This is a genomic window from Bacillus sp. RCC_6_1 (assembly GCF_041360755.1).
Classification (GTDB): Bacteria; Bacillota; Bacilli; order Bacillales; family Bacillaceae_G; genus Bacillus_A; species Bacillus_A cereus.
In genome coordinates, this window is the sequence record NZ_JBFUPV010000001.1 from 391,069 (window position 1) to 411,696 (window position 20,628).

Below are 20,628 nucleotides of genomic sequence, written 5' to 3' on the forward strand. Positions count from 1 at the left end.
TCCTGGGTTTCCTCCGGTTCCGTTATCTTTCCCCGTTCCGCCTCCTGGGTTTCCTCCGGTTCCGTTGTCTGTTCCCGTTCCGCCTCCTGGGTTTCCTCCAGTTCCGTTATCTGTTCCCGTTCCGCCTCCTGGGTTTCCTCCAGTTCCGTTATCTTTCCCTGTTCCGCCTCCTTGGCTTCCTTCATTATTGCCTGTTGTGTTTTCCATTTTTTTGATAATAGGTTTTTTAGCATTGTGTACTAACGGCATTATGCCATACTGTGATTTATGAACCACATTTTCCACCTTGCTATTTTCCGTTTGTGTTCCTTTATCTTCTTTGTTAGGTTTTTCTTTTTCAGGACTAGTTTCTTTTTTATGAGTCCCACTCAATTCCCACTGCCACATTACAGGAGAGAAAACATCTATATTGATGTTTGGATCTTTTAACTTCACATGCAGATCAATCTTTATATCCCCTTCATTACGAGGAGCTATTGTAATTTCTCCTGCTTCGCTTTGAAGAAAATCACTTGTACGATCCTCACCATCAATATGTAAGAATCCTGTACTTCCATCTAGTTTAAATTCTTCTGGAATACTTATCTTCAAAGTTTGTGCAGATTCCATTTTAATTACTTTCGCAGTATCACTAAATGTAATTCCCTCTGTATAAAGTCTATCCTTTACTTCTTTAATAGCGTTTCCTAAAGATATTTTATTTACAGGATCATAATAAAAATTATTTTCTTTATTATATTTTTTTGTAAATTGAATTACATTTTGCAGTTGTAATTTCGTTGTATCTGGCAAATCACTTTGACCGATTTCTTCCATGTTTAAACTAGGTAATTTCGCAATTAAATTCTCGATTTGTTTCTTTATTCGAGCATCTGGTTGTTTCATTAATGTATTTATAAAGATTTCTTGCTTTCCATCATTCGACATAGATTGCTTTAACTTCTTAATTACCGTCTCTTGAATATCACTTTCTAACTTTCCTGCAAGTTCTGTATCATATTCAGACACTTGTTTTTTTACATCTGCTAAATATTTTTGAATCGCTGCAGCATCAGTTAAAATATTCGGTTCTTTCTCTGAAAACGTAAATTGATTTGAAATAATTTTATTAGCGGATTCCAATGCACTTAATTGCTTTAAAGCATCGCCTGTATTCATATCATTCATATATTGATTGAATTGATTTGTGAAATTATTCGCTAACAAATTGTTATCAGTTTGCATTTTTTGAAAGTTATTAAAACCATCTAAATACGTACTGTTAGATTTATTCCCTTCATCTAATGCTTGACCGAAACCTTTTAAAACATCCTGAAATCCTTTGAAACTATTAACAGAAACACCTGTATAATCCTGTACTGTTTTAAATTGATTTGTGTAATTTGCTAACGGACTATGTATATCTTTTTTATACATAGTTGTTTGAACGTTTCCTTTTTCAATTATTTTACCTATATTATCTTGTGCACCTTGTAGCTTACCGATAATACTCGCAAAATAAACGTCGATTATTTGCTTATTGAAATCTTCTAAAATAACAGAAGCTGTATTTTCTGCCTCAGCTTTCAAATCCTTATTCCCAGTTGCATTTACTTTGTAGTTTAACGTTAATTTCTCTGGAATCTCTGAATCAATCGCAACTGCCTTCCTAGAAAAATCATTTGGAATAACAATCATCATATTGTAATTATTATTTTTTAATCCATTTTCCGCTACCCCGCGACTAACTACGTACCATTCTTGTTTCGTATTTTTATTTACATTTTTAACAAATTGATCTCCAAACGCTATTTTATTGCCCTCAAATACAGTGCCCTGATCTTCATTTACCAACGCAACTGTCATTTTTGGTGTAGTATTCTCATTAGCTTTCTTAACATTTTGATTTAATGCTAAATAGGAGACCCCTGTCGATAGTACAAGAGCTAAAATAATAAACAACAAGATGCTCCATTTGAACTTTTTCACTACTTATCACTCCTGCGACTGCGAGTCTATCTGATGAAAGACTTCGTATCTTACTCTAGTTTTAAAGTAATTTAGCCATACAACGTATGGTTGCATGGCTAAATTATATATTTCTTTTTATCTGTCTTATTGTAGACCGAAATTACGAGAAAGATCTTCGTCATGTCTAGCAACAGCTTCTGCAGTTTTATTAAGCTGCATATTAATTTCTTGTAATAGCTGTGCGAAGTTTTGTACTTTTGGCTTTAATTGATTGAACTGTTGGTCAAAACCTTCGAAAGCACGACCTTCCCATTCTCCTCTTAATTCATTTTGTAAGTTTTGTAGTTGACGTAAAATGTCCTCAATTTGATTTGCACCTTGTCCATATCGAGTCGCTTTCGATTTAAGCTCCTCTGGTGACATACGAATTTGTCCTGCCATTATTAAATCCCCCTTAAAATTAAAAAATAGTAAAATTAACCAATAATCAATTCTACAAATTGATTATATCAATAATTTAAAAATTTCTAAACAAAAAAATGATATTTTTCCAAAATTTCTCTTTTACTATAATAACGATATATTGTATAATACTAATTTATTTGTTTTTTAAGCACACTCTATAAATCGACTATATAATAAAGGCAAACCATCTATTTTATACTTTATCGCTTTAAATTCCAGCGATAAAGTAGCCACTAAATCATTATTTTCTCTTCTCTCATTCAGACTATTCTACTCACTTCAAAGTCATAATTACCTGCCTTTCAACAAACCCAAACTCTTCGTACATCTCTTTTGCAAAATTCCCAGCAAATACATTCAACCGAATTTCTAAATACTTCTCCTTTAATTCCTTAATACCAGCTTCCATCAGTTCTCGCGATAATCCTCTCCCGCGATATTCTGGGAAAACGTACAATTCATATATAAATCCAAGTTTTTCACGAGAAAAATAGTCTGTATTTTCCCCTATCAATATCCATCCCATTACTTTATTTTTTTCTTTAACGATTAAATAGTATGCTCCTTTTTCTACAATCGGCTTTGTAATTTCAATCGCTTTCTCGGTACTTAATTGACAATTGCCTCTCGTCCCTTCAAAAAGCGATTGAGCGGCACATTTTAATATTTCATTGGTATCTTCTTGATTCGCCTTAATTATCATTTTTACAACTCCCCTTGAATAATAGGCATTACTATCGCTTGTTCAAGATTCTCCGCTTCCATAACAATTGCTGTTAATCCGTGTTCTGTACTTGTTTCATGGAGCTCTCCCTTTTCCCAAAACACAGCTTGTCCCGCCTCTATATTTATCTTTTCTTTATTTACCCCACATACATATCCTGCTCCTTTCACAATAAGAAGCAGTTGAGATACAACTGCTTCATGATTACCGATGATTCCATTCTCGTGTAAATGCATAGCACCGATATGTATATTCCCTCGATGGTTTACTATTTTCGACATGATGAAATTAGATTGAAATACTGATAGGTGCTTTCCTACTTTTTCACTAAAATCAAAAATTTTCATTACTAGTCCTCCTTATACGTATAAAACCATCCTTACTGTCTGCATCATATGTCCTTCAAAGTCTTCTTCAAATTGCTCTAATTCAGCAAAACCTTTCGCTTCATAAAAGCGTTTTCCTTTTTCATTTGCAGCTTCTACATGTATGTACAACTTCCGTATCCCATTTAATGCTTTAATTCCTTTTTGTAATAAAGCACTTCCGATCCCTTTTCCTTGCTGATCTGGCAACAAATAAATCGCACCTAATTCCGCTTCGTTTTGTAGTCTAACAGGTGAAAAGTTCGCAAACCCTATTACTTCACCCTCTTCTTCCGCAACGAATAAATGTGTATTTTTAAGACGATATTTCATTTTTTCATCAGAATATGCCTCGTCTAAAAAACTATCTTGAATTTCTCTCGGAATAATGCCTTCATATGTATCATGCCAAGCTATTTTTGCTACTGATTGTACAGCATGAATGTCTTCTTGCTTCATTTCTCTAATTATATATGTCATCTCGATGTCTCCATTCTCTTTAAATTATATTCTGCTAATATACTAGAAGAAACGGCAAAACCATTTTCATAATTCACCTTAATTAATTTTAATTTCTCAATTGAAGCTGTTGCAAAATCAAACTTTCCATAAATATATTCCATTACACTTAAAAACTGCTTTGTATGTAATCTATTTGCAATTGTACAATGCGGAACCCATTTTCCCGGTACGTAATATGAATTTGGGTTGTCATGAAAAGTTTTAAAATAATCATGATAAGAATAATGAAGTTTTAACAATTCATCGGTAACGGTCGGCGCTAGAAAGACCGTTCCATTAGTAGGAAAAATTCCAACAGAAGGAAAAGTTACTGCGTCCATATTTTCTTGAATAGCTACAAACTCCCCTAGTTTCTCAGTATACAAATGAACATCTAACTCATTATAATCCGCAATCGTTATATGAGGTTCTACTCCAGCTAGTTGATTTGTTCCAATTACATTTGTTAATTCATTTTGCAGTTCTGTAATTTTATTAGTAAACACACGATCAAATGTAGCAATAATAGCGTACAATCTTTCTCACCCCTTCGTTACACATAGCGCTTCCCATTCTTCACGAATCATGCCCATTCGAATAGAATCATAGTATGTTCCGTTATAATAACGACACTTTCGCATTCTACCTTCTAAGCTCATTCCTATTTTCTCCGCTACTTTCATCATTCGTTCATTACCAGACCAAGTCGTGAGCCCTACTCTACCAATTTCCATCTTTTCAAATAATAAATCTCGATATAACGTTAACGCTTCTGTACCGTAGCCACCATTCCAGTAAGTTGGATTATAAATAACAATTCCCATCTCCAACCAACGCGTCGGTTTATGCTCCCAATAAAATCCGACCGTCCCTATAATTTGACCGTTATTTTCTATAATTAAATTTGACAGTGGTTCTTCTTGCAAACGAGTTTGCATCTTCTCTTTATAGGAAGAGTATTCTTGCATTGAAAACGGAAAATACGGTGCATCCCATTTTTTCCATTCTGGATTTTCTTCTTTAAACACGAGATTCCATAATGTTTTTATATCTGATTCTTCTATTGTACGAATTGTAACTTTCTTCCCCATTAATACAACGTTTTGCATAATTCCCTCCTGCATTCCTCTTTATTTCATATATAATTATAATATTTTTTCAGAAAAATCAAAACTAATATCATTTATTATATTGTATAATTTTGTTATTAGATACCAATTATTGATTTAGAAAGCTGGTGATTCAGTGAAGAATCGATTTAGTATTGCTTTATTTCTCACTATTGTTACGACAAATATTATTCTATATTTCTTCTTACCATCAAATATTGTTACGAAATGGGACTTTAATGGAACGCCTACATCAACAATGGATAAAAGCACTTTTGTAATCGTAAATATAATTATATGTTCCTTCTTATTCTTTGTATTTTTAGCTTTATCTAAAGCAGCGAGTAACCAGAAATTTCTCCATTGGATCGGCAACACAATGTTACTATTCTTATTTTTTGTCGATATTGTCATCGCCCTCATCGCTCTTGGCTTTTCACTTCCTCTTGATCATTTCATATTTTTAGCATTAGGGCTTTTATTTATATTAATAGGTTATTTCAGTTCCAAAATTGATACGACTAAATCAACCGTTTCATTAGAATGGAATGATAAGCACCTTGAAAAAAGAGCTTCAAATATTAGTAGTATTTCAATGATGATAGCAGGTATTTTTTTAGCGATACTTCCTTTTATCGTTTCTGCTCCCTATAGAGGTTATGGCATACTAGCAATTCTTTTAGGAATGACGCTTATCATTCTGCCGAGTACGATTTATTTACTTATTAAAGACAGCAAGCAATCTACTCCTTTAAAAAAATAGGAGGTTATATCCCTCCTATTTCAGCTTAATGTTTTATTTTTCACTTTTTCTATCTCAACTAAAATCCCTTTCTCTATCCAACCCTCTACGCCATCTTTTTTAATTAAATCATATCCTGAACAGCTATCATCAATGAGAGAAACGATATCTCCCTTCCTAACGCTTATTTGCGCACAAGAAATATCGGTTTTCACTGTATATTCACCTGACTTAAGTTGTTTCATATATTCATTTTTTACAGTGAGCACATTATTCGTTTCCTTTTGTTTACATACGGTGTAATCTTGCATCTTCTCGATAGGCTCTATGTAATAATACGGATATGTCACTCCGCCCTGCATTTCTGAATTCGCATTAAAATCCGCTATTACTTCGTACTCTGGAAAATAGTCTACATATGTATAAGAAAACGTATCGCCCGTTTGTTTCCTCTGAATAATAAATACGTTTAATTGTCCTGCTTCTTTAATTGCATTTCCTCCATCAATTGCAATAATTTTTTTCTCCTTATCAATAACTGGATTATTAGACGGTGCTTCTTCAGAATAGTTCACGACAGGCCAATGACCGACTATTACATACTTATTTGCTTTATGTGATTGATTGAAAAACTCCGGCATTGCTATCGCATTTTTGCGCTCAGTTTCTTTCCAATCTACTCTATCTTCTAGACCGGCATGCACAAAAATATAATCTTCTGTTTCAATCGCTGTTGGCAACTCTGTTAGCCAATATAGTTCTTGTGAAAATTCACTTAACAATGCTTCTTTCACTTCACGAATTGAAGTGCCCTCATGAACTGAAAAAACCAATTGCTCTAGCCATTCATTAAAAATTGAATGCTTCCTCGTACATAAATAATTAATAAGACCAGGATTTTCATTTAGAAGAGCATCAACTAAAACTTCACAATTCCCTTCAACAACGTGAACCTTTGAATTGTTCTTTACAAGATTCATAACGTAGTTTACTACGCCTACGCTATCTCGTCCTTTCTCGCAAAGATCTCCATTAATAATTAAATAATCTTCATCTTTAAAGTTAACTTTATGTAGTGCTTCTTTTAAAAGATTTAATTCTCCATGAATATCAGATATGACAATAACTCTAGCATCATTAGGGATTGATAGTTTCTTTATTTTTTTCAAGTATAAGCCGCTCCAATCATTCTCTTTATTAAATTAAAACAATTCGACAAAATACACTATATAACCTTTTCAAATACATATACCATAACTTACAACCTATTTACGGTTCAATAATAACTTAATAAATAAGAAGAAGTTGTTCCCAACTTTTGCGGGACAACTTCTTCTTATTATTATTTATAATTCTTTATGAAAAGAATAACTCACCTTATCATACCCTTCTCTTTCATAAAAACGATGAGCATCAATTCTTGAAAATGCTGACGTGAGGACGATAGACTCACATTCGTTTTCCTTTCCCCAGTTCTCTATATACGAAAGTAATACTTTCCCATGTCTTTTTGAACGATGTGCTTCTGCTGTTACAAGGTCATATACGAAAACGTGTTTCTTATTATAAAAGTTCGTACAAATTGCTACACCTGCAAGACTAACAACTTCATCATTCTCATTACACAGCGAAAATAGTTTATAATCTTCTTCTTTCATTTTTCGAAATAAAGAGCTTGTTTCCTCTTTTGAAAGTTTCGTTCTTAATTGCTGTAAAACAGGTAATACTTCATGTAATTGCTCTTCTGTTACTACTTCTTTAACATTCATTTTTAACTCTCCTCTAACTATTTATTTAATTTTCTAAATGTTATATCATTATTATAGAAAGTAACTGCCCTTCACTTAAGTGACAGTTTAAGTGTTTTTTATAAGGCCAGTTTTAAAGGAGAGTTTTATATGGATTTTACTATCCCATTGCAATTACAAAGTAACACACCTATTTACTTGCAAATTTACGAATATATAAAAGCTGAAATTATACAAGGGACTATTTCTGTTGGCACACGTCTACCCTCACACAGAAATTTAGCATCACAACTTAATATTAGCCGCATTACTGTTGAATCAGCTTATCAACAATTATTAGCTGAAGGTTATGTAGAAAGTAAACCGAAACGTGGTATTTTTGTAGCAAATTTCGATATTGACGTTATCCCAAATAAAAAGCGAAATGCAGCAAAGAAGACGAGCAATTTGATAGACGAAAAATTTGAATATGATTGTAGCCAAGGACTTATTGATCAAAATGCATTTCCGATTACAAATTGGAAACGAGCATTACAAGAATCCATACTTACATACGAAAATGCACTATTTGCCAAAGAAGACCCTCAAGGTGAATTCGCTCTTCGAGAGCATATATCAACATATTTATATCATTCTCGCGGTGTCCATTCTTCACCTGATCAAATTGTGATTGGCGCCGGAACGCAGCCACTTCTCTGGCTACTACTTCAACTGCTTGGTCCTACAAAAGAATACGGCATTGAAAACCCTGGATTTCACCGTATACACGCAATCATTAAAAGCTGTGATAGACAAATTCATCCCATACCATTGGATGAAAAAGGTATTGATATTTCTAGTTTATACAATACAAATTCCAATGTCGCATACGTTACACCATCACACCAATTTCCACTCGGGATTATTATGCCTTTATCTAGAAGATTAGAATTGTTAAAGTGGGCTAATGATTGCAGCGGATACATTATTGAAGATGACTATGACGGAGAGTTTCGCTACGCTGGTAAGCCGATTCCTTCTTTACAAAGTCTTGATTCAAATAAACGCGTTATTTATATGGGAACTTTCTCAAAATCTTTTTTACCTTCTTTACGAATGGGATATGTTGTTTTACCACCACACCTTTTAAAAACGTATCAAGAACTGCATGGAATTTTCAAACAAACAGTCGCTACAATACAACAACTTGCTTTTGCTAACTTTATACAAAGCGGGAATTGGGAACGTCACCTTAATCGGAGTCGTACACTATATAAAAGAAAACATCATGCGTTAGTAAAATCCATTATGAAAGAAATGGGGGCTAATGTTCAAATTCTTGGCGAACAGTCCGGACTTCATATTGTTTTATGTGTCCATAACAGTATGAATGAAAATGAACTGATTGAATCCGCTAAAAAACAAAGCGTTAAATTATACCCACTTTCTCCATATGATTTCGTGAATGATTTACGTAAGGAATCATACGTATTACTCGGCTTTGGTAGTATTCCAGAAAATAAAATTGAAACGTTGGCTACATTATTAAAAGACGCTTGGTTTCCTAGTTGCAAGGAAACTTTTTAACAGTGGATTTAATTTGTAACATGTTAACAATTCAACAAAATAAAAAAGAAGGCTGTTCCAAAATAACTTTTTGGACAGCCTTCTTCTAGTTATTCACCTGACCTAGCTTTCCTTCCCGGACGTTTCACACCAGTCGTTTCTGTTGAATAGGAAGCTTCGATTATAGCGGCTGGATCTACAGAGAGAACGAGATCTTTCATTTTCGGATAAATGAATCGGTTTGTAATGCAATAAATGATTCTCTTATGCTCCCCTAAAAAACCACCTTCTCCATGTAGATACGTAACAGATAGTTGCAATTCTTTCATAAGTAAATCGCCTATTTCTTTATTCTTACCAGAAATAATCATAACGCTCTTACCTTGATTAATACCATCTAATATAAAATCAATCATCTTCGTAACAATATAGAAAATTGCTAATGAGAACATCGCTTGTTCGATTGAAAATAAAATGGCAACAAAGATGAAAATAACTGCATTTACTGCAAGTAAAAATGTACTAATCGGTACATTAAAGTGTTTATTCATCCAAACTGCTAACATTTCCGAACCGTCAATTGCTCCACCCATTTTAACAACAATCCCAACACCAATTCCAAACAGTACTCCACCATAAAGTACAATTAATAACTCAGAAGTCGTAATTGCTGGAAATGGTTTTAAATAAATTAATCCGAGTGTTGTAACTACATTCGCATAAGATGTACGGATAAAAAATTTCTTTCCCATTACTTTTGCAGTAAATAATAAAATTGGGATATTAATTCCTAAGAACACACCATAAAGCGGCAATCCTGCAACTTTATTTGCCATAATAGCAATAGCCGTTACCCCGCCATCTACTAATCCATTAGGTGCTAAAATAAGCTCTAATGAACCTGCTACTATAATTGAGCCAATTGTTAATAATACGTATTCAAATACTTTCTTCATTCATTACCCCCAAAACTTATATATTTTCTTAGTATTATTTTAACGTAATTTTACTACTAATTCAAAGGTATCGATTTATATACACAAAAGTTTCTCCTTTATCGCTATTTTTATGTAACACATGTAACGCGTAATACTAAAAACACACTTACAAATTAAAAGTAAGTGTGTTTTTAACATCTATTTAATCTTTACGTACGGCTTCATTTTTAATTTAAATATTTCCTCAACTGCCCTTTGATATCCACCGGCATTTCTAAGCGACTCTCCCACTTTACGACTATTCTCCTTAAACGTCACATCATCCATTACTTTCTTTACAGTCTCACGTAACAATTCAGAAGTTAACTCGTTGCGATTAAGTCTTATTCCTGCCCCTACTTCAGTCAATCGTTTTGCAACGAATGGCTGATCTCCTGTTACCGGAATTACAACTAATGGAACACCGTAATATAACGCTTCACTCGAACTATTCATACCACCATGTGTCACGAATACATCAGCATGCTGTAAAACTTCTAATTGCGGGACATAATTATACAACTTAAAGTTTTTCGGGATATTTTCAAATTGACTTATATTTATCTTCTTACCAACGACTAATACTACTGTCGCATCAACATCTTTAAACGCTTCAAAACATTTTTCATACAAAGCAGGTTGTTCATTAAAAACTGTTCCCATAGAAATGAAAATCACTTTTTCATTTTTTAAATCTTCGGTAGGAAAACTCCCCACTTCTTTTCGAGTAGCAATTGATGGACCTACAAATTTATACGATTCATCAAATACCTCTGAACGTGGCTGATATTCTTTTGAAGTATATACAATCGTAATATCACCAGGATGGTTCATAATATCATACATACTATTACATTTCATTCCATACTGCTTATTCCATCTTTCCATTCCCGCTAAACAAGATTGATATAATGGATCCATTTCATCTACTTGTCTCGATTCTTGCTCATCATGAAAATTAATGTACTGATTAACAGCAAACGTTGTACAGGATGAAACGCTTGGTAATTGTAAAATATTCGCTATAATACGTCCTACTGGAAAATGATTATCGTATATTAAATAATCATATTTTTCCTCTTTTGTTTCTTCTACAATTTGAGTAACAATACGCTCTGATGCTTCAATCATATGAGATAGCATCGTCAAAGGGCTCCCACCTTCATTTACTCGTTCCATAATATTAATTTGAGAGAGAAAATTCTCAAACACTCGGAATTCCGCACCTGTTGCTTCAACCTTCTTTCTATAATCTTCAATACAATAAGAAACAACTGTTTCCCCTCGCTGAATTAACTCACTTACAACAGCTAAAGTCGGATTAATATGACCTTCCCCAGGAAAATTTATTACGAGTACATTTGCCATAACATTCTCTCCTATCCAATTAATATAATAAAATTAACAATTAATTATATTAATTAATTTAAGTCTATTATAAATGAATGCATTCTACTTCTTCATGCTTTTCTCTTCATTTTATTATTGAGAAATATTTTCTATAGTCTACATTATTGTGATTCACAATCTTATAAATGAATGCTTAATTTTACTTTTACTCTTCATAGATTTAAAGATACGAGTCTTACATTCAAGTATTACCACCATTATTTTTAGACAATTCATACAAAAATAGAGAAATATAATATTTTTAATGAGTTTTCACTATAAATGTTAGTATGCTGTCTATCTTTTTATCTTTATCCTCATAACACATCATCTGTTATATAATGAATTTATGGAATTTACAGAAAAAGGAGTCTTTTCATGTTACAACAACTATTCAATTCACCTATTCTATCCGTTCAAGCCTTGCACCCAGGTTATGAAGATCATGCAAGTGATGTTTTTCTCGTTCAAACAGAAGATACAGAAGTTATCGTTCGTGCTTCTAAAATGAATGAAGAACCAAATAATGATTTTTGGTGGGGATGTAAAAATCTATTTGGAATTGATCCAAGGAACGTCCATCATTTAGAAACTGTACATACATTGCTGCAAGAACATACGAATCTTCCTATCCCAACAATATTAGAAAAACATGTTTTAAATAGCCGTGAATTTGTGGTGGTCGAAAAGTTAGTAGGTAACACAGTTCAATCTTTTATCGAGCAACCAGATTCTATTTTATTCAGCCTAGGAAAAGGACTTGCAGAAATACATAAATTTAAAGCCGATTTCATAGGAAATCCGTCAGGCACGTTCCAAGTTCCACTAGATGAATTCCAATCACATATTTTAAACGTGAGTAAAGAGCTTGTGAATATGTTTTATTCCGATGATGAAAGCATAAAAAATGCATTCCCTACCTTTGAATCACAACTTTCTTCCCTGTCCGTACCAAAGGAATCTACACTCGTCTTAATTGATATGGATCCTACTCAATTTTTATCTGACGGTACAACTATTACGGGTTTAGTAGATAGTGAAGCTTACGCTGTTGCTCCGCGAGAACTTGATTTTATCGGACTAGAATATGTACTTACCGAAAAAGAAGCACATGCCTTTAAAAGTGGTTACGAAACAATTATGTCTATTCCTCACTTAGAAGAATATAGACAGCCTTATCGTTATTTATACCGACTGTTATCTGTGCAAGGTAATGTGGAATTAAAAAAATGGTTAAGTCACCCATCCTATTTTTAAATACGAATGAGAGGGAGTATACAATGGATATTCAGAAAAAGCATTCTGTAACAGAAAGTGAAATACAGCAAATGAAGGATTTGGCTTATATTTGTGGGCAACAAGACAATCTTGATTACTCTTCAGATTTACATATCAACTTTTTAAAAAATCGAAATGAAGATTATATAAACGATTTTCTTCTTTATAACGGTACTCAATTAATTGGCGCTTTAAATATGTATGATTTCGAAAGACCAACAAAGCTTGAACTAATAGGCTTTGTACATCCTCATTTTAGAAAACAACGTTTCGGAACTATCCTTTTACAAACTGCAATGAAAGAAATACAAAATAGAGAGACAGATGAAGCTCTTCTTATTATTAATGGGGATTCTATTTCTGGGAATGAATTTGTAAAACATATGAAGTTACCATATTTATATAGTGAATATAGTATGGAGTTCAAAACAAACGAAATTCAAAAAACAACAGATAATAATATACAGCTTACTCTTGCACCTTCAGAATCACTTCTTGATCTTATTGAAATTTCTAGTAAAGCTTTTGGTGATTCAGTAGAAAATACGGCTACATGGTTACAAAAAATGATGAATTCATCTTCCCATCAAGTTTACAGTGCCCTTATTGCTGGAAAAGTGATAGGAACAATTACAGTTTCTAAACAAGAGCAATCTACTACACTATCAGGATTCGCCGTTCATCCTTCTTATCAAGGTAAAGGATACGGAAAAGATATTCTTTGTAATATAGTACATACTCTTATTACAGAAGGAGTTTCAACAATTGAGTTAGACGTCGAAACGAAAAATATCCACGCTTTAAAACTATATACACAATGTGGTTTTGAAATTAACACGAGGCATGACTATTATAATTTAATTAATTTTTAGGTGAATACATATGTTAAAAAAACAATTTATTCTAATTATGATATTTTAGCAGACATCTATAATAAACATTGGGGACATTTTGTTGAATACTCCTATCCAGCCTCGTTTTACAAGATGCTCTTCCCTACTCTCGTATATTAGATCTTTGTTGCGGGACTGGTCATCTCTGCCGGTGATAGTTTAATTTAGTTGAACTAAAAAGTGTGTTTCGCAAAGTTTACTCCGTATTACATAACGAGGGTATATTCGCATTTGATATGAATAAAAAAATAAAAAAACTGAATCGAAATGATTCAGTTTTTTCTTAATATATTTACAATTGCAGTTGTTTCGTCATTTTCTTTATAGACACGCGGAATTCTTCTATCTAGCATACATGTAACTTCATAGTTTATTGTACCTAACATATCCGCTATTTCTTCTACTGCGATATTTTCTTCACCTTGTTTACCGTAGAATACTACTTCGTCTCCTACTTGTACTGGCATCGCTTTTGAAACATCCAACATTAACTGATCCATACAAACACGGCCAATAACAGGTACTCGAACCCCGTTAATTAACGCATAGCCTTTATTAGATAATTGACGATTATAACCATCAGCATAACCAATTGGTACAGTCGCAATCCATTCTTCACCAGTTGTTACATACGTATTCCCATAACTTACACCACGATTCTTCTTCGCATGTTTAATATGAGCTACTTTTGATTTTAACGACAACGCAGGCTGTAAAGAAACGACTGAATGATCCACTTCTTTTGATGGATACATACCGTACACTCCTATTCCAACGCGTACCATATTTTGAAATGTGTTACTTAATTCCATTGATCCCGCACTATTTGAACTATGAATATATGGTATTTGAATTCCTAATTCTTTCGCTGTATTAACAGCCTTTTCAAATAAACTTGTTTGCATATTCGTATATGATTTATCGATTTCATCTGCCGTAGAGTAATGCGTAAATATCCCTACTACCTCTACATACTCCATACGGTTTAATTCTTCTAAAAATGGTTTAACTTCTTCTTCTTGTAAACCGATACGACTCATTCCTGTATCAATTTTCACTTGAATTTGTACTTTCTTTTGAAGACGGTTTGCAATTTCATTTATACCATGTAAATCTTCTACTCTATAAACAGTCATCATAACGTCATATTGAATTACATCTTCTACAGCCGCTACTGGTGTGTATCCTAAAATTAAAATTGGTACAGTAATTCCTGCTTCTCTTAATTCTATTGCTTCATCTACAAATGCAACTGCAAGTTGATGTATTCCCGCTTCAATTGCAGCTTTGGCAACTTCAACTGCCCCATGGCCATACCCATTCGCTTTTACAGCAGCCATCATCTTAATTTCTTCATCATTTACATGTTTTTTAAATTCTTTTACATTATGTTTTACAGCATTTAAGTCAATTTCTACAATTGTATCTCTTCCATATTTCAAACTCATTGGTCTAACTCCTAACTCAATAATTGCATTCCATTCTATTTCACGTTTCATATGACCTTTTACAATATAATACTTTTCATTATGCTAGTCAAACTACTAGAATTTTCGGAATTTTGAGTATGATATAATATCCTCAAGAAACTATTATATACGGAGACGAGGAGAATTACAATGTTTGTTCAATCTGCATTGCATCAACTAAAAGTTGCTATTGATACTTCTATTTATATGCTTAACCAATATAGTGAAAACGATTTAAAAATACAACCGATTCACTCAAAACGATCATTATTTGAAATGTGTGCACATCTTTCTCTTATTTGTCATGCTGATTTACTCATTTTAAATGGTATTTCAGAAAAAGAATTACATACCTTTTATATAGAACATACACCCGTAACAGTTGCTCACATGCAACAAACGATGATTGAAGGATACAACCTTCTCTCTAAAACATTTCTTTCCTACTCCCAAATAGAATTAGCAGAAGTTATGACTGCCTATTGGGGGATTTCTTATTCGCGCTTTGAATGGTTACTTGAAATCGTTGCACACTTTTATCATCATCGTGGACAAATTCATATTTTATTATGCGAGCATATGAAAGATCCTCGCATTCCTTTATTTGAGTGATTTTCCACTCATTCATTAATTAGCTACAAAACCAATAAAAAGTATCATTCCTAATAAAATAAATGTTTGAGCATAACCTCCTATTTTCATAAGATAAATAGAAATGATAGGTCCTATACTAGTACCTAAAAATAAAATAAAAGTATATTCCCCTTGCTTTCCCTCCTAATTGACCTCCAAGAGAAACTAAAGACGGAACGGATATAGCAATACCTATTACAAAACAGACACTCATCATTACAAGTAGAGATAGATCCGAAACAAAGCCCATTGAACTTAGACTAAAAATAACAATCAACAATCCTCCTTGAAGAACTTTCCTTACTTCAAACCTCTTTGTTAAAAGACCTGCAAGTGGTGACAGCAACATACCAAACAGCCCTGCTAAGCGAAAATAAAGGATTTGTTCTGCAGTTAAATTGTAAGTAGGAGAGCTCAAATAATTCCCTAAAACAGTATACATATTAACAAAAGCCATTATTAAAACAGGATTTTTCACACTGACTAACTATTAGTTTTAAATAATTCGCAACTTCTTTAAGGCATAAGAAATTCCGCCTTCACTCGCCTTCGTTGTAACGAAATCAGCCCTTCTCTTCAACTCCTCTCCACCATTTCCCATCGCAACTCCTAATCCTACATACTGCAACATCTCAATATCATTTCCACCATCGCCAAAAGCAATGGCTTCTAATTTACTAATGTTTAAATGTTCCAATACTTTTTGAATTGCAGTTAGCTTCGATACTTTACTATCTTCCAATACATTTATAACGTAACCATGAAAACGCTCAAACGTAAGTGCTGGATATCTTTCAATGAATTTTTGAGCTTCTGTATCATCAGCATACAGACATATGCAATACATCTCATCTGATAAGTTTCTAACTTTGTCAGGATACCGCTCTAAATTTAAAGTTTCATTTAACGCTCGCATGACACGTTCATCTTTGGAAGCAATATTATTCATTGCAAATTCTTCTGTAAAGTAAGAAACACTGTGACCATGTAATTCAGCAAAATTTGAAATATCATGAACGATTTCGCTTGAAAGTACTGATTTATGTATAACTTCTTTCCCACATTTTATATGTGCACCATTTGCTGAAATAAACGTATTTATACCTAGTTCCTTAAATTGTGAGCATAAACTATACGGTCTTCCAGTTGTAACAACTACGTGAATTCCTTTATCTATTAACCTTCGTATCGCTTCTTTTGTACTTTCGTGCATGCTTCTATCAATCTCACTTAATAACGTACCGTCAACATCGAAAAATACAACTTTGTACATAAGTCTTTACATCCCGTCCAAATGATTCGTATCATTAATGAAATGCACCGTTTTTTGTTCACCCTCAATTTCAATTAAACTTATTCCCGTATCTCCCATTTTGAAATAGTAGTCCATTGAAATTGGCATTTTGAAAAATGCACGTAATAGACTATTAATTACGCCTCCATGGGCAACAATTGCAATTCGATCATATGTATTCTCTATCATAATTTTAGAAAAGATTCCTTCTATTCTCATTCGAAACTCAATAAATGATTCTCCGTTTTCAAAACGGTCATGAAGAAACTTTGGCTCTGGATATTTCTTTGCTTCTTCAAATGATAAGCCTGCTTGCACTCCATTATTAAACTCCATTAATTCCTCTTCTAATTGAATTGGACAACCAATTGCTTCTGCTAATATTTCACCCGTTTCACGAGCGCGTTTTAATGTGCTTGCCCAAATGAAATCTGGCGCAAAATCTTTTTTCACTTTCTGTACAAGTCTTTGTACTTGTTGTCTCCCTTTGTCAGTTAACTCAAAATCAGCTCGACCTTCATGCACATGTAAAATATCAGCTTCTGATTCTCCGTGGCGTATTAGTAGTATTTGCATGTTTCTCTCTCCCTTTATTTAACATTCATAAAATTCCATTATATCACTTTTTAAGATTCGAAAATAAAAAAGGAACGGTCTCCCGTCCCTCATCCATTCACTTTCTCCGCATCATTCCAATAATATTTACTAAACGCTTCTGTTAACACATCAATTGTGTTATATAATTCATCTAACGTATTATCAACACCACCAACTTCAATTAACATCGCATTTTTCGATAAATCTTGATTATAAACGCCATTTCCATCTTTTTTATACTTGGGAAAAATCCCTCTACTTAATCCGTAGTAGTTTTCATCTAAATAACTATTGATCGCTCTTGCAATTTTTTCATTTTCAGCACGGCCTTCATTTTCCATCCCAATTATAAAATATAATCTTGCATACGATTTTCCGTTAATTACTTTTGTTGTTACTTTCTTACGCTGATCGTCACGGTGTATATCAATTGGAAACGCAATTTTATTATTTTGTGCTAATGCTTCTTTTACATATTCATGAGACGCTTTATATGATTGCGGCCATTTCCATTTTTTACTCGCTAATAAATCACCCATATTCGTTTTATCGTGAACTACCGGAATTCCTTGTCCTTCAAGTTGCTCTTTCATACGTTTCCCTAGTAAGGACACATTTACATCTGGACTTGATGGATCCGTAGCCCCTGGTAATAATGGAAAGAAGGATTCCCAGCTATGTGTATGATAAATATATACTGCACTTTCACCTTTTTTCGCTCCGTTCTTTTTCTGAACCGGATTATTCTTTTCCGCTTCTGTAACTTTATCTTTTGCTACTTCCCGTTCTTTCGTTACTTCTTCAATCGGTACACTAGATTCATTTGGGATATTCGTCAAGTTTGTCCCTTCCCCAGCTACGATAATATTAGAATAATACTTTGACATACCAGGTACTTCTTTACCGACGAATGTTCTTAAATCTTTAATTTTCAAATCTGTCGCAATAGAGAACATTAAATTTCCAACTGACTCTCTTTTATTCTTCTTAAAATAATCAAATCCGTAATAGCGATTCTCACTTTCTATCATTTGAACAAAACCTTGCATCGATACTTTTCCAAACCATTGATTTGCATAATTCGATTTCATTGTATGTAAAAATGACGTCAAAATCGACGCTATCATAATTACTATTAGCGCATATAAAAGGAGTAACGAAATCAGTTTCTTCCCATGTATTCGAGTTGCATACTTTTTCACTGCATCACCTTCTTTATACATGGATATGTACAAGCTTTTCGGAATATACGCAAAAAAAAGAGAAATGGTATCCCATTTCTCTTCCTCACTTTTATTGTTCTTTTCCTGTATCATTTGAAGGTAGTTTCTTCACTTGTTTTTCTTTAAATATTTCTCCAATTGCCCCAAGAGTACCAAGTGTTTCAATTGCATTAGACGGAATAAAGACTTTATTTGCTGGTCCTTTTGCAACTTCAGCTAATGATTCAAATGATTTGTAAGCAAGTATACGCTCATCCAAATTCGCTTCACGAAGCAATTCAATACGATTTTGTTCTGCTTTTGCGATTTCTTCAATTGCCCTTGCTTCCCCTTGCGCTTCTAATTCTTTTGCTTCTTTTATACCTTCAGCTTCGCGAATACGCGCTTCTTTATCCCCTTCAGCCATCAAGATTTTACTTTGCTTTTCCCCTTCAGCACGAAGGACTTTATCTTGCTTTGCTGCTTCAGCTTCTAAAATAATCGCACGTTTATTACGCTCAGCCTTCATTTGTTTTTCCATTGATGCTTGCACATCTTTTGGCGGGTTAATATCAACAACTTCGACACGTTCAATACGTACGCCCCATTTTTCTGTTGCTTCATCAAGCGCTAAGCGGATTTCTGTTGAAATTTTTTCACGACCAGATAACGTTTCATCCAGTTCCATTTTACCGATAATTTGACGCATCGTTGCTGAAGTAATATTACGAACACCATATTCATAGTTTGAAATACCATATGTCGCAAGTTCTGGTTCAACAATTTGATAGAAAATAATAGTATCAATTTCTACTTGAACATTATCTTTCGTAATTACCTTTTGCGGTGGTACATTCGTTTGTTGAATACGTAAGTCATGATATACACGAACACGATCTACAATTGGTATTAAAATATTTAACCCTGGGTGCATGATACGTTGAAACTTACCAAATCTTTCAACAACCCCAACTTTTTGCTGAGGAATAATTTTAATTGTTAATGCGATAAATGTAACTACAATTAGTGCGAATATAATCGTTAACGTTAATGCTACCATATTTATTCACTCTCCTTTTTCACTTGTAATATAGTACTATGCCTCTTTATAACAACGACTTTTTCTCCAGCATCAATTGAAGAATCTGCAATAGCTGTCCAAGTATCTCCATCCACTTTCACAATACCATTCGCTTCATTTGTAATCGCTTGCATAACAATCCCTTTTTTACCAACAAGCATATCTACTGTATCAGTAAAACCTTTTGCTTCTCGAAAGTTTTTTGAAATTCTTTTCGTAAAGAATGTCAAAGTTAAACTTACAATTGCACCAACAGTAACTTGTAACAGTAGTGCATCAGGAGCAAACAAAGCAATAAGACCTCCGACAACAGCTCCAATTCCAAGCCAAAGCATGTAAAATGTAATCGACAACATTTCTGCGATAAATAAAATACCAGCTATTATAAACCAAATTACCCAAGCAGCCATATGCAACCCTCACTTTCTTTCTCATTTTCTATATGTATATGAAGAAAAGAATGGTTTATCCGCCCTTTCTTACACTTGGGCGTTTGCTACAAGCTATTGTACATACTCACTGTTACAATGATCATTAATATAATACTATATCAATATATTCTTCATTATACATGAAAATCCCTTTCAAAAAGTGACAAAAAATTAAATTCTTTAAAAATTTTAATTTTTAAATTACAATTATTCTAATTACTAAACACTATTTTTT

The 20,628-nt window shown here is 33.3% G+C and carries 23 protein-coding genes and 1 pseudogene; 6 read left to right on the top strand and 18 right to left on the bottom strand.

Annotated elements, in window-relative coordinates; all coding sequences use genetic code 11:
* The 7 genes from esaA to AB6801_RS01930 all read right to left on the bottom strand — a co-directional run.
* The coding region (esaA, locus tag AB6801_RS01900; protein ID WP_370941027.1) for a type VII secretion protein EsaA at positions 1-1,968 on the bottom strand (1,968 nt) is incomplete at its 3' end.
* A 126-nt stretch (positions 1,969-2,094) separates the two neighbouring features.
* Positions 2,095-2,391, bottom strand: coding sequence for a WXG100 family type VII secretion target (locus AB6801_RS01905; RefSeq protein ID WP_000918601.1), 297 nt, complete (start codon positions 2,389-2,391; stop codon positions 2,095-2,097).
* A gap of 298 nt (positions 2,392-2,689) precedes the next feature.
* Positions 2,690-3,118 carry a GNAT family N-acetyltransferase gene (locus AB6801_RS01910; protein WP_000584232.1) on the bottom strand — a complete coding sequence of 143 codons (429 nt, stop codon included), beginning with the start codon at positions 3,116-3,118 and terminating at the stop codon, positions 2,690-2,692.
* Positions 3,119-3,120: 2 nt separating this feature from the next.
* Complete coding sequence (locus AB6801_RS01915; RefSeq protein ID WP_000688083.1) at positions 3,121-3,486, bottom strand: hypothetical protein; 366 nt, start codon at positions 3,484-3,486, stop codon at positions 3,121-3,123.
* 12 nt (positions 3,487-3,498) lie between these two features.
* Entirely contained in the window at positions 3,499-3,984 is a 486-nt protein-coding gene (locus AB6801_RS01920; protein WP_000221048.1) for a GNAT family N-acetyltransferase, read from the bottom strand.
* Complete coding sequence (locus AB6801_RS01925) at positions 3,981-4,541, bottom strand: 2'-5' RNA ligase family protein (RefSeq protein ID WP_000270887.1); 561 nt, start codon at positions 4,539-4,541, stop codon at positions 3,981-3,983. Before AB6801_RS01925 ends, AB6801_RS01920 begins: the two co-directional genes overlap by 4 nt.
* A gap of 6 nt (positions 4,542-4,547) precedes the next feature.
* Positions 4,548-5,114 carry a GNAT family N-acetyltransferase gene (locus AB6801_RS01930; protein ID WP_001181863.1) on the bottom strand — a complete coding sequence of 189 codons (567 nt, stop codon included), beginning with the start codon at positions 5,112-5,114 and terminating at the stop codon, positions 4,548-4,550.
* 136 nt (positions 5,115-5,250) lie between these two features.
* Between AB6801_RS01930 and AB6801_RS01935 the strand changes: the two genes are divergently transcribed.
* On the top strand, positions 5,251-5,877 hold the full coding sequence (locus AB6801_RS01935) for a DUF1648 domain-containing protein (protein ID WP_000797172.1): 627 nt from the start codon (positions 5,251-5,253) through the stop codon (positions 5,875-5,877).
* A 20-nt stretch (positions 5,878-5,897) separates the two neighbouring features.
* Here AB6801_RS01935 and AB6801_RS01940 read toward each other — a convergent pair whose 3' ends face one another.
* Complete coding sequence (locus AB6801_RS01940; RefSeq protein ID WP_000721388.1) at positions 5,898-7,025, bottom strand: metallophosphoesterase; 1,128 nt, start codon at positions 7,023-7,025, stop codon at positions 5,898-5,900.
* A gap of 177 nt (positions 7,026-7,202) precedes the next feature.
* Positions 7,203-7,625: a GNAT family N-acetyltransferase gene (locus AB6801_RS01945; RefSeq protein WP_001101115.1), complete on the bottom strand. Its 423-nt coding sequence runs from the start codon at positions 7,623-7,625 to the stop codon at positions 7,203-7,205.
* A gap of 129 nt (positions 7,626-7,754) precedes the next feature.
* Here AB6801_RS01945 and pdxR point away from each other — a divergent pair, with 129 nt between their 5' ends.
* A complete protein-coding gene (gene pdxR / locus AB6801_RS01950; protein ID WP_097999046.1) occupies positions 7,755-9,170 on the top strand; it encodes a MocR-like pyridoxine biosynthesis transcription factor PdxR in 1,416 nt (471 codons plus the stop codon).
* A gap of 89 nt (positions 9,171-9,259) precedes the next feature.
* Here the strand turns inward: pdxR and AB6801_RS01955 are convergent, their stop codons facing one another.
* Both AB6801_RS01955 and AB6801_RS01960 read right to left on the bottom strand, forming a co-directional pair.
* Positions 9,260-10,105, bottom strand: coding sequence for a YitT family protein (locus AB6801_RS01955; protein WP_000755125.1), 846 nt, complete (start codon positions 10,103-10,105; stop codon positions 9,260-9,262).
* A 180-nt stretch (positions 10,106-10,285) separates the two neighbouring features.
* Complete coding sequence (locus AB6801_RS01960; protein WP_000024492.1) at positions 10,286-11,494, bottom strand: macrolide family glycosyltransferase; 1,209 nt, start codon at positions 11,492-11,494, stop codon at positions 10,286-10,288.
* A gap of 399 nt (positions 11,495-11,893) precedes the next feature.
* On the opposite strand from AB6801_RS01960, the gene AB6801_RS01965 reads away from it, so the two are divergent.
* From AB6801_RS01965 to AB6801_RS01975, 3 genes and pseudogenes are all read left to right on the top strand, one after another.
* A complete protein-coding gene (locus AB6801_RS01965) occupies positions 11,894-12,772 on the top strand; it encodes a nitrate reductase (protein ID WP_000941374.1) in 879 nt (292 codons plus the stop codon).
* Positions 12,773-12,795: 23 nt separating this feature from the next.
* Complete coding sequence (locus AB6801_RS01970; protein ID WP_097999045.1) at positions 12,796-13,665, top strand: GNAT family N-acetyltransferase; 870 nt, start codon at positions 12,796-12,798, stop codon at positions 13,663-13,665.
* Positions 13,666-13,928: pseudogene (locus AB6801_RS01975) on the top strand (class I SAM-dependent methyltransferase); the annotation flags it as partial.
* Between the two features lie 30 nt (positions 13,929-13,958).
* Here the strand turns inward: AB6801_RS01975 and alr are convergent.
* Positions 13,959-15,134 (bottom strand): alanine racemase, encoded by a 1,176-nt coding sequence (alr, locus tag AB6801_RS01980; RefSeq protein ID WP_001987589.1) that lies wholly within the window; start codon positions 15,132-15,134, stop codon positions 13,959-13,961.
* A gap of 171 nt (positions 15,135-15,305) precedes the next feature.
* Here alr and AB6801_RS01985 point away from each other — a divergent pair, with 171 nt between their 5' ends.
* Positions 15,306-15,767 (top strand): DinB family protein, encoded by a 462-nt coding sequence (locus AB6801_RS01985; RefSeq protein ID WP_000498002.1) that lies wholly within the window; start codon positions 15,306-15,308, stop codon positions 15,765-15,767.
* 118 nt (positions 15,768-15,885) lie between these two features.
* Here the strand turns inward: AB6801_RS01985 and AB6801_RS01990 are convergent, their stop codons facing one another.
* The 6 genes from AB6801_RS01990 to AB6801_RS02015 all read right to left on the bottom strand — a co-directional run bounded on the left by AB6801_RS01990 (position 15,886) and on the right by AB6801_RS02015 (position 20,372).
* Positions 15,886-16,245: an MFS transporter gene (locus tag AB6801_RS01990; RefSeq protein ID WP_003284084.1), complete on the bottom strand. Its 360-nt coding sequence runs from the start codon at positions 16,243-16,245 to the stop codon at positions 15,886-15,888.
* Positions 16,246-16,284: 39 nt separating this feature from the next.
* On the bottom strand, positions 16,285-17,061 hold the full coding sequence (locus AB6801_RS01995) for a Cof-type HAD-IIB family hydrolase (RefSeq protein WP_000278964.1): 777 nt from the start codon (positions 17,059-17,061) through the stop codon (positions 16,285-16,287).
* Positions 17,062-17,067: 6 nt separating this feature from the next.
* Positions 17,068-17,658 (bottom strand): histidine phosphatase family protein, encoded by a 591-nt coding sequence (locus tag AB6801_RS02000; protein ID WP_001166433.1) that lies wholly within the window; start codon positions 17,656-17,658, stop codon positions 17,068-17,070.
* A gap of 89 nt (positions 17,659-17,747) precedes the next feature.
* On the bottom strand, positions 17,748-18,995 hold the full coding sequence (gene spoIIP, locus AB6801_RS02005; RefSeq protein ID WP_000613905.1) for a stage II sporulation protein P: 1,248 nt from the start codon (positions 18,993-18,995) through the stop codon (positions 17,748-17,750).
* Positions 18,973-19,941 (bottom strand): SPFH domain-containing protein, encoded by a 969-nt coding sequence (locus tag AB6801_RS02010; RefSeq protein WP_000226253.1) that lies wholly within the window; start codon positions 19,939-19,941, stop codon positions 18,973-18,975. Before AB6801_RS02010 ends, spoIIP begins: the two co-directional genes overlap by 23 nt.
* Positions 19,942-19,943: 2 nt before the next feature.
* The gene (locus AB6801_RS02015) at positions 19,944-20,372 is read right to left on the bottom strand and encodes an NfeD family protein (protein ID WP_000741974.1); all 429 of its coding nucleotides are present in this window, start codon (positions 20,370-20,372) and stop codon (positions 19,944-19,946) included.
* Positions 20,373-20,628: the final 256 nt, after the last annotated feature.

What these genes read in the sequence shown, in the direction of transcription:
- AB6801_RS01905 (WP_000918601.1), bottom strand. Translation starts at nt 2,391, where the DNA reads ATGGCAGGACAAATTCGTATGTCACCAGAGGAGCTTAAATCGAAAGCG.
- AB6801_RS01910 (WP_000584232.1), bottom strand. Translation starts at nt 3,118, where the DNA reads ATGATAATTAAGGCGAATCAAGAAGATACCAATGAAATATTAAAATGT.
- AB6801_RS01915 (WP_000688083.1), bottom strand. Translation starts at nt 3,486, where the DNA reads ATGAAAATTTTTGATTTTAGTGAAAAAGTAGGAAAGCACCTATCAGTA.
- AB6801_RS01920 (WP_000221048.1), bottom strand. Translation starts at nt 3,984, where the DNA reads ATGACATATATAATTAGAGAAATGAAGCAAGAAGACATTCATGCTGTA.
- AB6801_RS01930 (WP_001181863.1), bottom strand. Translation starts at nt 5,114, where the DNA reads ATGCAAAACGTTGTATTAATGGGGAAGAAAGTTACAATTCGTACAATA.
- AB6801_RS01945 (WP_001101115.1), bottom strand. Translation starts at nt 7,625, where the DNA reads ATGAATGTTAAAGAAGTAGTAACAGAAGAGCAATTACATGAAGTATTA.
- pdxR (WP_097999046.1), top strand. Translation starts at nt 7,755, where the DNA reads ATGGATTTTACTATCCCATTGCAATTACAAAGTAACACACCTATTTAC.
- AB6801_RS01955 (WP_000755125.1), bottom strand. Translation starts at nt 10,105, where the DNA reads ATGAAGAAAGTATTTGAATACGTATTATTAACAATTGGCTCAATTATA.
- AB6801_RS01960 (WP_000024492.1), bottom strand. Translation starts at nt 11,494, where the DNA reads ATGGCAAATGTACTCGTAATAAATTTTCCTGGGGAAGGTCATATTAAT.
- AB6801_RS01965 (WP_000941374.1), top strand. Translation starts at nt 11,894, where the DNA reads ATGTTACAACAACTATTCAATTCACCTATTCTATCCGTTCAAGCCTTG.
- AB6801_RS01970 (WP_097999045.1), top strand. Translation starts at nt 12,796, where the DNA reads ATGGATATTCAGAAAAAGCATTCTGTAACAGAAAGTGAAATACAGCAA.
- alr (WP_001987589.1), bottom strand. Translation starts at nt 15,134, where the DNA reads ATGAGTTTGAAATATGGAAGAGATACAATTGTAGAAATTGACTTAAAT.
- AB6801_RS01985 (WP_000498002.1), top strand. Translation starts at nt 15,306, where the DNA reads ATGTTTGTTCAATCTGCATTGCATCAACTAAAAGTTGCTATTGATACT.
- AB6801_RS01990 (WP_003284084.1), bottom strand. Translation starts at nt 16,245, where the DNA reads ATGGCTTTTGTTAATATGTATACTGTTTTAGGGAATTATTTGAGCTCT.
- AB6801_RS01995 (WP_000278964.1), bottom strand. Translation starts at nt 17,061, where the DNA reads ATGTACAAAGTTGTATTTTTCGATGTTGACGGTACGTTATTAAGTGAG.
- AB6801_RS02000 (WP_001166433.1), bottom strand. Translation starts at nt 17,658, where the DNA reads ATGCAAATACTACTAATACGCCACGGAGAATCAGAAGCTGATATTTTA.
- spoIIP (WP_000613905.1), bottom strand. Translation starts at nt 18,995, where the DNA reads ATGATACAGGAAAAGAACAATAAAAGTGAGGAAGAGAAATGGGATACC.
- AB6801_RS02010 (WP_000226253.1), bottom strand. Translation starts at nt 19,941, where the DNA reads ATGGTAGCATTAACGTTAACGATTATATTCGCACTAATTGTAGTTACA.
- AB6801_RS02015 (WP_000741974.1), bottom strand. Translation starts at nt 20,372, where the DNA reads ATGGCTGCTTGGGTAATTTGGTTTATAATAGCTGGTATTTTATTTATC.